Origin of the sequence: Rhizobium sp. AN68 (genome assembly GCF_030758035.1) — a bacterium.
GTDB classification, from domain to species: domain Bacteria; phylum Pseudomonadota; class Alphaproteobacteria; order Rhizobiales; family Rhizobiaceae; genus Agrobacterium; species Agrobacterium tumefaciens.
The window spans coordinates 992,149-1,004,827 of sequence record NZ_JARWMI010000002.1 but is presented as its reverse complement, the minus strand read 5'-3'; the positions used below and the strand labels follow the sequence as shown (position 1 = coordinate 1,004,827).

At 58.7% G+C, this 12,679-nt stretch carries 11 protein-coding genes; 7 read left to right on the top strand and 4 right to left on the bottom strand.

Features of this window, described 5'->3' with window-relative positions; genetic code table 11:
* Positions 1-92 precede the first annotated feature (92 nt).
* Positions 93-995 (bottom strand): LysR substrate-binding domain-containing protein, encoded by a 903-nt coding sequence (locus RBH71_RS08040; RefSeq protein ID WP_111801023.1) that lies wholly within the window; start codon positions 993-995, stop codon positions 93-95.
* Between the two features lie 107 nt (positions 996-1,102).
* Here RBH71_RS08040 and RBH71_RS08035 point away from each other — a divergent pair, with 107 nt between their 5' ends.
* Genes RBH71_RS08035 through RBH71_RS08025 form a run of 3 tightly spaced genes read left to right on the top strand, consistent with a single transcriptional unit; the run spans position 1,103 to position 2,507 of the window.
* Positions 1,103-1,504 (top strand): tautomerase family protein, encoded by a 402-nt coding sequence (locus RBH71_RS08035; protein ID WP_111801024.1) that lies wholly within the window; start codon positions 1,103-1,105, stop codon positions 1,502-1,504.
* On the top strand, positions 1,501-1,935 hold the full coding sequence (locus tag RBH71_RS08030) for a cupin domain-containing protein (RefSeq protein WP_111801025.1): 435 nt from the start codon (positions 1,501-1,503) through the stop codon (positions 1,933-1,935). The genes RBH71_RS08035 and RBH71_RS08030 overlap by 4 nt, the downstream gene beginning before the upstream one ends.
* Positions 1,932-2,507, top strand: coding sequence for a DUF4865 family protein (locus RBH71_RS08025; RefSeq protein ID WP_111801026.1), 576 nt, complete (start codon positions 1,932-1,934; stop codon positions 2,505-2,507). The genes RBH71_RS08030 and RBH71_RS08025 overlap by 4 nt, the downstream gene beginning before the upstream one ends.
* 47 nt (positions 2,508-2,554) lie before the next feature.
* On the opposite strand, the gene RBH71_RS08020 is transcribed toward RBH71_RS08025, so the two are convergent.
* Both RBH71_RS08020 and RBH71_RS08015 read right to left on the bottom strand, forming a co-directional pair.
* Entirely contained in the window at positions 2,555-3,586 is a 1,032-nt protein-coding gene (locus RBH71_RS08020; RefSeq protein ID WP_111801027.1) for a fatty acid desaturase, read from the bottom strand.
* A gap of 570 nt (positions 3,587-4,156) precedes the next feature.
* Positions 4,157-4,771, bottom strand: coding sequence for a TetR/AcrR family transcriptional regulator (locus tag RBH71_RS08015; protein WP_323687239.1), 615 nt, complete (start codon positions 4,769-4,771; stop codon positions 4,157-4,159).
* 306 nt (positions 4,772-5,077) lie between these two features.
* Between RBH71_RS08015 and RBH71_RS08010 the strand changes: the two genes are divergently transcribed.
* The 4 genes from RBH71_RS08010 to RBH71_RS07995 all read left to right on the top strand — a co-directional run bounded on the left by RBH71_RS08010 (position 5,078) and on the right by RBH71_RS07995 (position 11,241).
* Positions 5,078-6,154 (top strand): efflux RND transporter periplasmic adaptor subunit, encoded by a 1,077-nt coding sequence (locus RBH71_RS08010; RefSeq protein ID WP_065662442.1) that lies wholly within the window; start codon positions 5,078-5,080, stop codon positions 6,152-6,154.
* Complete coding sequence (locus tag RBH71_RS08005) at positions 6,154-7,239, top strand: efflux RND transporter periplasmic adaptor subunit (RefSeq protein ID WP_019564938.1); 1,086 nt, start codon at positions 6,154-6,156, stop codon at positions 7,237-7,239. Before RBH71_RS08010 ends, RBH71_RS08005 begins: the two co-directional genes overlap by 1 nt.
* A complete protein-coding gene (locus tag RBH71_RS08000; RefSeq protein WP_323687238.1) occupies positions 7,236-10,307 on the top strand; it encodes an efflux RND transporter permease subunit in 3,072 nt (1,023 codons plus the stop codon). Before RBH71_RS08005 ends, RBH71_RS08000 begins: the two co-directional genes overlap by 4 nt.
* Positions 10,308-10,524: 217 nt before the next feature.
* Positions 10,525-11,241: a FadR/GntR family transcriptional regulator gene (locus RBH71_RS07995; RefSeq protein ID WP_025595359.1), complete on the top strand. Its 717-nt coding sequence runs from the start codon at positions 10,525-10,527 to the stop codon at positions 11,239-11,241.
* On the opposite strand, the gene RBH71_RS07990 is transcribed toward RBH71_RS07995, so the two are convergent.
* The gene (locus RBH71_RS07990; RefSeq protein ID WP_162632406.1) at positions 11,210-12,622 is read right to left on the bottom strand and encodes an aspartate ammonia-lyase; all 1,413 of its coding nucleotides are present in this window, start codon (positions 12,620-12,622) and stop codon (positions 11,210-11,212) included. The genes RBH71_RS07995 and RBH71_RS07990 overlap by 32 nt on opposite strands.
* Positions 12,623-12,679: the final 57 nt, after the last annotated feature.

Here is a 12,679-nt window from a genome sequence, read left to right as displayed (position 1 = left end):
TGAATTGAGCGCAAGCCTTTAAACCGGGCCAAGATTCCCCTGCAGCTTCGCCGTGCATGTAATCTTGGCGGAAGCTTATGCTGTTTCAGCGATTACGGTCGCACTATCCATGCTTCCGGCAGCGATTCCTGCAAGGCTTGGCGGATGATCGTGGCAAGATGGGCGCTGATTGGATTTTCGTCTTTTCCGGAGCGAAGAAGGCTGAGCCCTAGCGACGGGAGTTGCGGCAAACCGTTGGTGAGTGGATCGAGAACCCGTACTGCAGGCGGCCGGCCGAACGGTGTGCGAAGTGCGATGCCAAGGCCTGCGGCTGTCGCAGCCCACAACCCGCCGAGGCTCGGGCTGACGAATGCAATGCGCCAGGCGATACGCTGTTGATCAAGGTGGTTGCAGGCAATGCTACGTAAAAGGCACGGCGCTTCCAAGACTGCAAGTGGCAGCGGCTCTTTCCCGCCGGTCTGCCAGACAGTTTCTGTTTCCTCCGCGCCCAGCCAGCACAGTGGCATGGATGCAACCGTTTCAGCTGGCGAAGCCGTGTCGTCGTTCCAGGCCAAGGCGAGGTCAAGATGGCCGGACTCGACCTTCTCCCGCAATTCGCTATTGCGAGCGATGCGCCCTTCGATCCGAACCCGTGGATGGGCGCGTGCGAAACGGCCCAGCACCTGCGGCAACACGGTTTCTCCGAAATCCTCTTGAATCCCGAGGCGGATCCAGCCTTCGAGTTCCGGCCCGCGAACGGCGCTGATCGCCTCGTCATTCAGGCTCAATAAACGCCGGGCATAGGACAGCAGCACTTCGCCGCTCTCGGTCAGCGCCAGCCCCCGGCCGGATTTGCGCACCAGAGCGGTTTCGGCTTGGTCCTCCAGCTTCTTGAGTTGTGCGCTGACCGCAGAGGTCGAACGCCCCAGTCTGTCTGCGGCCTGCGCGAACGACCCGGTCTCGATGCCAATCACGAAACTGCGGAGCGCGTCCAGATCCAGATGGGTAAGGCGCATATTAAATGTCCCTAAAATCAGGACGTAATGTCCTAAATAATTTGATTTTCAGGATGATGATGTCGTTTCATAGTGTGGCTGTCAATCCTCTTGAACGGAGCGCATCCATGCCTTTCACCCGAATATCTCTGCTTGCGGGAAAATCCGCCGACTATCTCGAGGCGGTTTCCGACAGTCTCGACCGCGCGCTTGTCGACTGCTTTGACGTTCCGGAAAACGACCGCTTCGCTGCAATCCACCAGCACCAACCGGGCGAACTGATCTTCGACCGAACATATCGCGGCGGCCCTCGGTCGGATGATTTCATTTTCTTTCATATCACCACGGGTAAGACGCGATCGCCGGAAACCAAGGCGCGCTTCTATGCGAGGCTCGTAGAAAACCTGGCGGTGTCGCCCGGTGTGAGGCCAGAGGATGTGATGGTCGCCATCGTCAACTCAACGTTTGATGACTGGTCCTTTGCATCAGGCGTTTCAGCAGGCACACCAGCGGATGGGAGTGGCCGATGACCGATTTTTTCGAGATGCAACCGGCCTGTCCATCTACCATGAGTGTGCGTCGAGCCGGTGATGGAATAGTTGCGGCACCTGAGGGTATCTCCAGCGGATCCTTCCTCGTCCAGATGCTGTTATCGAGCCGGATCGATGGCGAGATGACGGCAATGCGCGCTTTTGTGCCGCCGGGGGTCGTGACCCATTGGCACAGTCATCCGCGCGGCCAGCTTCTCTTCGTGCTGGATGGCATCGGTCTCGTCCAACGCAACGGTGACGATCCGCGTGAAGTCCGTGCCGGAGATGCGGTGTGGTTTGCGCCCGGCGAAGCCCATTGGCATGGCGCCGCGCCGTCCTGTCCCTTCAGCTATCTCAGCGTCCAGCCGGTCAGGAGTGGAACTGCCGTCCACTGGATGGAACCTGTCAAAAAAGAGGAGAGCACGTCATGATCGCCATGCAATACAGCTTCACGCTGCCTGCCGGCTACGACATGGCGATCATAGACCGGCGCATAAGGGAGAAGGGGCCGCTGCTCGATGGCTTTCCACGCCTGCGTTTCAAGGCCTATCTTTCGGCGAGAAAGCAGGATGCCGGCTTCACCAGTGCTGAAAATCTCTACGCGCCGTTCTATCTCTGGGACGAGCCAGAAGGGATAGACAGCTTCCTGTCCGGTCCAGGTTTTGCGGTTCTGACACGGGACTTCGGCTGGCCATCGGTGCAGACATGGCTGGTCTGGCACGCCGACCACGTACCTGATCTTACAGCTTCGCGATATGCCACACGGGAGGCTCGGTCCATAGCGCCCCATTCTGATCTGGCCAAGCTACGCGATACTCTGACCGCGGACGCGCGTTCAGCAATCAGGGCCGGCGCGCTCGCGGCCATAGCCGCATTCGATCCAACAAAATGGCTGCTGCTACAGTTCAACCTCTGGCCGACAGTGCCGGCCGTTACTGAAACAATGCAAACCTACACTGTTGGCCACGTCTCATTGGGGTCGGTTCTGCATTTAGCGGAATGATATCTCACGCACCGGCTCAAAGGGTATTTCGTCGCTCCAGCTCTCATCTATCGCGGTTGCTTTTCTGCCTCACGTAGCGAAATCAGCCGTTTGGTGGATTCGTCCCACAGAATGAGCTTTACGCAGCCCAGGCTGTCGTGAAGGCTGATGCGACCAAGTTTCGCAAGCTCCGGGTAGTCGTGCAGAATCTCTGGCAACCTGTAAAAAGGTACCTTGCTCGACAAATGGTGGACATGGTGCATGCCGATATTGCCGGTGATCCAACGCAGCGGACCCGGCAGATCGTAATACGAGGCGCCATGCATCGCCGCATGGGGAAAAGTCCATTCCGGAGGCTTGGACCAGTGGGTTTCTTCAAACTGGTGCTGGACATAAAACAGCCAGACACCTGCTGACCCGGCAAGCAGCACTATTGGCAGATGAACCAACAGAAAAGGCACGAGCCCTATCGCCCAGATAAGAAGAATGGCCAATACGGCCACACCGGCATTTGTTGCCATTGTCGAAATCCAGGGCAACGCTCCAGACCGCATCATGCCAAACGGTAGCCTTTGTTTGAACAGAAACAGGAAAGCAGGACCGATGCCGAACATCACCAGCGGATGCCTGTACAAGCGATAACCGAGTTTTCCGCGCGGGGAGAGCGCACGATATTCGGTCACGGTCAGAGTTGTAATGTCGCCAACCCCTCGCTCATCGAGATTGCCGGCTGACGCATGGTGTTCCGCATGCGCGCGGCGCCAATAGTCGTAGGGCGTCAGCGTCAGGATACCGATTGCGCGACCCGTCCAGTCATCCCATCGACGGCGCCCGAAAAAAGAGCCGTGTCCGCAATCGTGTTGCAGTATGAAGAGCCTCAACAGGAATCCGGCTGCGGGGATCACCAGAAGCAGGCCAAGCCAGTAACCAAAATGAATCGATACCGACGCTGCTGCCCAAAGGAATACAAAGGGAACAAGCGTCACGGCAAGTTCGTACAGGCTGCGGCCGGTCCGGGGTTTGCGATAATTCGAAAGTATTTTAAGCAGGGCCTTTTCACTCGCGCCGCCAGGTAATTGGGCTGTTAACGTCGCGGTCATGGTTGATAGCAATCCTTCTGGTCGCCTGCATTTCGAAAAAAGTGTTCGCCGCGCTGGCGGTCGTTTTCTGGAATAGCCCGATCTCGAGCCAACACGCGTTGCCGCGGCGGTTCCGTGCTCTGCGCGGCGCGGGCATTCACTGTTTTGTTCATAAATCTTCGAGCTGTAAGCTCGCTCCTGAAATCTGAAACGGTTAATTAAGTCGATCTGCTCGGCGAGGATCTCGCACAACTCTGCGCGGCTGGAACCTGTTCTGTCTAATTGTACCGGCGCTGTTTGCACAGAGGGGCAGGGTGACCTCAAATTGATTGAAGGGTACTAGAATTTAATCGGCACTGGCATTCTATCGCAGGAGCACAGCTCGACTCGGCAACTAAAATCGCTGAAAAGTTGGAGTGGTGAGCGGGTCTCGGCAACAGGATGGCAATTACTCGTTCAAATACGAGCAATATGCTCGAGGCAACAGACCCTTACCGCAGCATTGTGGCTGTATCGCGCCCGACATGTAAGGTTTCTTGCGATGTATCAGATCGCAGCATCAGGGGTCGTCGACTGGCAGGAGAGTGCCCCTTATGCCAGCAGCCCGCGCATGATCAGTTCGAGATGAATCTTCAGAACGACCTGCTTGTCCAGACTGCGCCGATCGTCGAAAATCAACCGGAAAACCAATGTTCCGACTACGGGTGACATGACGACCTTGGCCAGTTCGGTGGGGTTGGCTCTAAACCTTTTTTTCGCCACGCCATCTTCGAGGATCGTATTGATCCGCTCGAATACCGGCGCCATCACCACGTCATGGTGCTGGTCGATGAGATCGGGGAATTTTGCTCCTTCCGCAACGATGAAGCGAAACAGTTCCCGCATCTTTCTATTGTCGACGAGGGCGTCGAACAGGAATTCAAGAAGCATCCGAAGCTCCTCGACGGGATCATCCGACGTGCGTGCATAGGCATTGAATGCCTCCTGAAAAGGTGCCGAGGCATGCCTGATCATCGCCTCGAAAAGAGCCTCCTTGGTTTCGAAATAGACGTAGACCGTGCCTTTCGTCACTCCCACCCGCTCGGCAATGTCCTCCACCCGCGTGGCCGTAAATCCTCTCTTGGTGAATTCCTCGAATGCGGCGTCGAGAATTTCCAACGGACGTTGTATCTTCTGTTCTGCGCGTGTCAGTTTTGCTTTTGCCATAACCCCGGATCCCTACGTATTCTTTCGGCACTTGCCTTTTTACCCGTCGCAATCGGCGGAAATGACAGGTGGTTTGCCTATAGCACCGGCGTAAAAACCGGAATCGATTTTTACAAGACGTGGTGCGTGGTTCAATATGTCAGCACATCCCCCGATGCGTCCGCGAGGACGCGCCGGGCAATTCGGAATGATCATTCGGGGAGCCCGGTTTGACGTCCGGACGGTTCCCGATCGGCGACACAAGAATTTCATTGACTATTCAGTCAGTCAAATATTATAGGGTGAGGCGAAGATCAAGAGGTCACCATGAAAAGCATTCTTTTAGCAGTGGCGGTCGGCGGCATTTTCGCCCTGTCGTCCTGCAGCAACGAAGAGCCGCCTGCTGAAAAGCCGTTGCGTGTCGTCGATGTGGTTGCGGCAGCGAAAAAGCCCGTCGGCCGCGGCAGCGTCATCACCGGCGAAGTAAGGGCACGGGTCCAGACGGACCTTTCCTTTCGGGTGAGCGGCAAGATCACCGAGCGGCTGGTGGATGTGGGTACGCCGGTAAAGGCCGGGCAATTGCTTGCTCGCATCGACCCGGAAGAGCAGAAGGCGGATATCGACGTTGCGGTGGCCAACCTGCAATCTGCCGAAGCGCAGATGACGCAGGCGCAGTTGGCATTCGATCGCCAGCAAAGTCTTTTCAAGACGCAGGTGACTTCGCGCTCCGCAGTCGACAAGGCGCAGGAAACCCTGCTCACCACACAAGGCGCCGTCAGATCGGCGCAGGCCCAGCTGGATACGGCGCGCGATGCGCTTTCCTACACCGAACTCAGGGCCGATGCGGATGGTGTGATCACCGCGCGCAATGTCGAAGTCGGCCAGGTGGCGCAGGCCGCTCAGCTCGTTTTCACGCTGGCGCATGACGGGCCGCGCGATGCGGTATTTGATGTCTACGAATCCCTGTTCCTCGAGCGCGATATCGACAATCTCGTCAATGTCAGCCTCCTGTCGGATCCCGCCCGCGCTGTCGAGGGACCGGTGCGGGAGATTTCCCCGACGATCGACCCCGACAATGGGACGATCCGGGTCAAGGTTGGCCTGAACGGCGATATGACCATGCCGCTCGGAGCACCGGTATCGGGTCATTTCCGCTTCAAGCAGGTGGAGGCGATTGAGCTTCCCTGGTCGGCAATGGCATCGCAGAACGGCCTTCCCGCCGTCTGGGTGGTCGATGCGCAATCCTCGGAAATCGCCATGCGCCGGGTTGAGGTCTCCGACTATGAGACGGGTCAATTCGTCGTGGCGGAAGGACTTCTTCCCGGCGATCTCGTCGTGACCAGCGGGACCAAATTTCTCCGCACCGGTGAAAAGGTCGCCTATGAAAAGGGGCAGGCACAATAATGTTCAGGATAAACAGAAGCTTGTTTTTGCTGCTTCCGGCGATTGCGGTCTCGTCCTGCCAGGAAAAGCAGGAAGCGCCCGCTGAGGCGCCACGCCCGGTGCTCTCCGTTGTCGTAGGGGAGACGCGCGCCGATGCGCTGCGGCTGACCGGCACGGTGGAATCGAGAATTCAGACCGATCTCGGCTTTCGTGTTCTCGGCCGGATCATTGCCCGCAATGTCGATGTGGCCGATCTGGTCAAGAAAGGCGATGTGGTGGCCTCGATCGATCCGCTCGCGCTGGAACTTTCGGTAAAGAGTGCCCAATCCGATCTGTCAAACGCCGAAGCGCAACTGGCCAATGCGGTGACGACCGAGCAGCGTCAGCGCGTGCTGGCCGAGGCCCGCAGCGGCACGGAAGCAGCACTTGAAGAGGCCGAGCAGGCCACGCGAACGGCCAATGCCGCCGTCGCCAAAGCCCGTGCAAATCTTGATAAGGCCGAGGAGCAACTGGGTTATACGCAGCTGCACGCGGAATTTGACGGCGTGGTGACTGCGACATCCGGTGAAATTGGCCAGGTCGTCTCTGCCGGACAGACGGTCGTGACCATTGCCCGCCCGGAAGTGCGGGATGTTGTGGTCGATGTTCCGCAATTTGCGGCGCAGCGACTTGATATCGGATCGACCTTCGATATCGCCCTGCAACTGGACCCAAAGATACGCACCACCGGCGTGGTGCGTGAGATTGCCCCAGAAGCCGAAACCGCGACACGCACGCGCCGCACGAAAATCAGCCTTCAGGATGCGCCGCCGACATTCCGGCTCGGCTCGGTCGTCACGGCCTCAGCAATTGCCGCCTCCGAATCGCAGATCATGCTCCCCTCGTCGGCCCTGCTGAAAACCGAAGACGGTTGGAGTGTCTGGATCGTCAATACCGATACGGCCACGGTCACCTCGCGCCCGGTCAAAATAGAGGGCGAGCCCGCTGAAGGCGGCAGTGTGCGCATCACCGGCGGCGTCAAGCCCGGCGAACGCGTCGCCAGTGCCGGCGTTCACAAGCTTAAGGATGGTCAAGCCATCAGGATCGATCAGGAGGTCCATCAGTGAAGAAATTCAATCTTTCCGACTGGGCGCTCGAGCACCGTTCGCTCGTCTGGTACTTCATGCTGGTCTTCGTTCTTGCCGGTGTTTTCTCCTATCTCAACCTCGGACGTGAGGAAGATCCGAATTTCACCATCAAGACAATGGTGATCAGCGCGCAATGGCCCGGCGCTTCCGCGGAGGAAGTGGCCAGGCAGGTGACCGACAGGATCGAGAAGAAGCTCGAGGAACTCGACAATCTCGACTATCTGCGCAGCCAGACAGTGGCTGGCAAGACGACGATTTTCGTGGAACTCGTGCCGGAAACCAAAGCCAAGAATGTCGAACCCACCTGGGTGCGCGTGCGTAACATGATCGGCGACATCAAGGGCGACTTCCCCTCAGGCGTTGTCGGCCCGTTCTTCAACGACCGTTTCGGCGATGTTTATGGCAATATCTACGCCTTCACCAGCGACGGTCTCAGCCAGCGGCAATTGCGCGATCTGGTGGAGGACGCGCGTGCCAAGGTTCTAACTGTCGATAATATCGGCAAGGTTGATGTCATCGGCGCGCAAGACGAGGCGATCTATCTGGAGTTTTCCACGCGGCAGATCGCAGCGCTGGGCATCGATCAGCAATCGATCATCAAGACGCTGCAAGCCCAGAATGCTGTCACCCAGTCCGGCTTCGTCAATGCCGGGCCGGAACGTGTTGCGCTGCGTGTCAGCGGCCAGTTCACCTCGGAAGACAGCCTTCGCGCCATCAATCTGCGCGTCAACAACCGGTTCTTCCCGCTGACGGAAGTGGCGACGATCCGCCGCGGTTATGTCGATCCGCCGTCTTCGCTATTCCGCTTTAACGGGCAACCGGCCATCGGTCTTGCCATAGGCATGAAAACCGGTGCGAACCTCGTGCATTTCGGTGAGGAGCTGGATGCACAGATGAAGCGTATCGTGGCGGATTTGCCTGTTGGCGTCGATGTGCACCGCGTGTCCGATCAGCCGGCCGTGGTCGATGAGGCGGTCTCCGGCTTCACTTCGGCGCTGTTCGAGGCAATTGCAATCGTTCTCGTCATCAGCTTCATCAGCCTCGGATTGCGGGCGGGCATGGTGGTTGCGGTCTCCATTCCGCTCGTGCTGGCGATCACCTTCGTCTACATGGAATATACCGGCATTTCGCTGCAACGCATCTCTCTCGGCGCGCTTATCATCGCGCTCGGGCTTCTCGTCGACGATGCTATGATTGCTGTCGAGATGATGGTCGCACGCCTCGAGGTCGGCGACGATCTCAGAAAAGCGGCGACCTATGTTTATACTTCGACCGCGTTCCCGATGCTGACCGGTACGCTGGTCACCGTTGCCGGCTTCATTCCCGTCGGCCTCAACAACAGCGCGGCGGGTGAGTTCACATTCACCCTGTTCGTGGTGATCGCCGTTTCGCTGATCGTGTCGTGGATTGTCGCGGTTGTGTTCACGCCACTGCTTGGCGTGGCGATGTTGCCCAAGACGATGAAATCGCACCATGAGAAGAAGGGCCGTTTTGCCTCTGGCTTTTCCTGGCTTCTAGCCCGGGCGCTGCGCTTTCGTTGGGTTACGATCATCCTCACGGTTGCGTTGTTTGCCCTTTCCGTTGGCGGCATGAGCCTCGTGCAGCAGCAGTTCTTCCCGGCTTCTGACCGTGTGGAATTGATCGTAGACTGGAACCTGCCACAGAACAGCTCGATTGCCGAAACCAACCGGCAGATGGCACAGTTCGAGCAGGAAGCGCTGGCGAAAAACCCCGACATCGACCATTGGACGACCTATGTCGGTGAAGGCGCACCACGTTTCATCCTCTCCTTTGACGTGCAGACGCCTGATGTCACCTTCGGCCAGACGATCATCGTCACCAAGGGGCTTGATGTGCGCGACAAGGTGCGCGCTGAGTTGCAGGACTATCTGAACCGGACGTTTATCGGCACCGACGCCTTCGTGAAATTGCTCGACATCGGCCCTCCGGTCGGAAAGCCGGTGCAATATCGCTTGAGCGGTCCGGATATCCAGCATGTCCGCGAACTCGGCCAGCAGCTGGCGGGCATCGTCGGCGAGCATCGGCTGCTGTCCAACATGGTCATGGACTGGAATGAGCCGACGCGGGTGGTCAAGGTCGACGTTTTGCAGGACAAGGCCCGCCAGCTCGGTGTCTCTTCGGAAGACATCGCCAATGCCATGAACAGCATTGTCGAGGGTTCCACCGTGACGCAGGTCAGGGATGATATCTACCTCGTCAATGTGGTGGCGCGTGCGCAGCTGGCGGAGCGCGGCTCCATCGAAACATTGCAGAACCTGCAATTGCCAGCCACGAACGGCAAGGCCGTGCCGCTGTCGGCAATCGCCAATTTCCGCTACGAGCTGGAACAGCCGACCATCTGGCGTCGCGACAGAATTCCGACAGTCACGGTCAAGGCTGCCATCATCGGCCCGACGCAGCCGGCGACGATCGTGGAGCAGTTGAAGCCGAAACTCGAGGCTTTCGAAAAGTCGCTCCCCGTTGGGTACAAGGTGGAAATAGGTGGCTCGGTGGAATCCAGCGCGGATTCGCAGGCGCCAATCGTAGCCGTGGTGCCTCTGATGCTGTTTGCGATGGCAACGATCCTTATGGTTCAGTTGCAGAGCTTCAGCCGGCTATTTCTTGTCTTTGCCGTTGCCCCGACGGCGCTGATCGGCGTGGTGGCAGCGCTGCTGCTCTCCAACGCGCCGATGGGTTTCGTCGCCATTCTCGGCATACTGGCACTGATCGGTATTCTGATCCGAAACTCGGTCATTCTCGTCGTTCAGATCGAACATCTCAGAAGCGAGGGGGTCTCGGCCTGGCGCGCCGTCATCGAGGCGACCGAGCATCGCATGCGACCGATCATGCTGACGGCTGCGGCGGCAACACTTGCCCTCATCCCCATATCTCGGGAGATATTCTGGGGTCCGATGGCCTATGCCATGATGGGCGGGATCGTGGTTGGCACGGCGCTCACGCTGCTGTTCCTTCCGGCACTCTATGTCGCGTGGTTCCGCATTCCGCGCGAGCATGACAAACAGGAAGTTCAGGAAATCAAGACGTAATTTCCTGCGAGACAGCCACACCCTCGTGATCGCGAGGGTGTTGCGCCGGCAAAGCCACTGTCCCGCTTAAATTCTGCAAATGTGCCCGCCATCGTTGTTCCTTCGGCGCAGTTAGTGTTAGGAAGATCGGCTTAGCTGCGGGAGCGGCGCTGTCCTTCAATAGATAAGCGTTTGCTTCTGCGTCGTTGACAGACCAAGGGTGCCGGAGGGTTCAAGGATGGGCGGGTTGTCGGATTGGCTTGCGGACGCAAAGCCGATCAATCGCAAGAATGCCGCAGAAGTGGTGTTCGAAGATATCCGTTCGGCCATCACCTCTGGTCAGCTCGTGGTCGGAACCCGGCTGCCCTCCGAAGCCCATCTGGCGGAAAGATATGGTGTCAGCCGGCCGATCGTGCGCGAGGCGTTGCGATCTCTCCAGACTCTGGGGTTGACGCAGACGCGCACGGGTAGCGGCACCTATGTAATGACCGCCACACCGCCTGCTGAATTGAGTTACGGAGCATATTCCGCCCGTGATCTGATCGAGGCACGCCCCTTCATTGAGGTGCCGGCGGCCGGTTGGGCGGCGCTACGGCGCACGGATGCCCAACTAGAGACTCTGCTCGAACTCTGCGACAGGATGGAGGCTGAGGAAAGGCCGCATCCGTGGGTGCTGCTGGACGGGCAGTTTCATTGCGCCATTGCGGAAGCCTCGTCCAATGCACTGTTTGCCAAGGTTGTGGCCGATGCGCGCGAGGCTCTTTCCCAACAGTCCGAGATGGTCAACCTGATGGCTGGCCGGCGCGTTGCATCGAATTTGGAGCACCGCCGGATCGTCGAGGCGATCCGGCGGGGTTCAGCCCCCGATGCGCGCGAAGCGATGGAGCTTCACCTGGGTCAGGTGAAGCAGGTGGTAACGACCATTATTGGAGAAGATCGGGCTCGACACCCGTAAGCGCGGGTAGGTTGGCGAGGTGGCGGGGGCTCAGTGCCTGATGAAGTTGCGCCTCTGTCAGATAGCCGCGCTCCAGCACCACCTGCGGCACGGTGCGGCCGCTGGCCAGCGCCTCCTTTGCGACGTCAGTTGCTGCATAGTATCCGATCAGCGGGTTAAGCGCGGTTGCGAGACCGATCGATTCCTCCACACGCTGTGCCATGATGGCGGGATTGGCGACGATGCCATCGACACAACGTGCCGCCAAAGTCCGGCAAGCGGCGCTCAGCTGGCTGATGCTCTGGGAAAGGGCACGCACCATGATCGGCTCGAATGCGTTCAGCTGAAGCTGCCCGGCTTCGGCGGCCATTGTGATGGTGATGTCGTTGCCGATTACCGCATAAGCCACCTGATTGACCATTTCGGGAATGACCGGATTGATCTTGCCCGGCATGATGCTGGACCCTGCCTGAACGGAGGGCAGGGTGATTTCGCCGATGCCGGCGCGCGGGCCGGAAGAGAGCAGGCGAAGGTCGTTGCAGGTTTTTGACAGTTTGACGGCGACACGTTTCAACACGCCGGACAGATGCACAAATGCGCCGGGGTCCTGCGTCGCTTCGATCAGGTCGGCGGCCGTCACCAGCGGGCGTCCGGTCAACCGCGCCAGATGCTGGCAGGCAAGCGCCGCATAACCGCGCGGTGCATTGAGCCCGGTGCCGATGGCGGTGGCGCCGAGATTGATCTCGTGCAGCAGGGCTGCGGATTCGATGAGACGGGCCTGATCCTCGCCCAGCATCACCACGAAAGTGCGGAACTCCTGACCGAGCGTCATCGGCACGGCATCCTGCAATTGCGTCCGTCCCAGCTTGATGAAGCCGGAAAACTCCTGTGCCTTGCGATCGAACGCGTCTTTCAGCACACCCATCGAAGCCGCGAGATCGTCGATCGCTTCGATCATTCCTACATTGACCGCCGTCGGATAAGCGTCGTTGGTTGACTGGCTGAGATTGACGTGGTCGTTGGGGTGAAGGTGGGCATAATCGCCTTTCGCGTGGCCGAGCAGTTCAAGTGCCCGGTTGGCGATGACCTCGTTGGCGTTCATGTTGGTGGAAGTGCCAGCACCGCCCTGAATTTCATCCACGACGAACTGCTCGTGAAGCGCACCCTCACGAATTTCGCGGCAGGCCCTGACGATTGCTTCCATCCGCTCCCGGTCAAGCAAGCCAAGCTCGTGATTGGCGAGGGCGGCGGCCTCCTTCACATAGGCCAGTCCCCTGACGAGATAGGGGTTGTGGCCGATCGTTACGCCGGTGATCTGAAAGTTCTCCACCGCGCGCGCCGTGTGCACGCCCCAATAAACATCTGCCGGAATTTCCTTCGTTCCGAGCAAATCATGCTCCATGCGCGTCACGCCCACTTTTTCCTCCAATAGCTCAAAGCGTTACCAAAATCTGTAAAG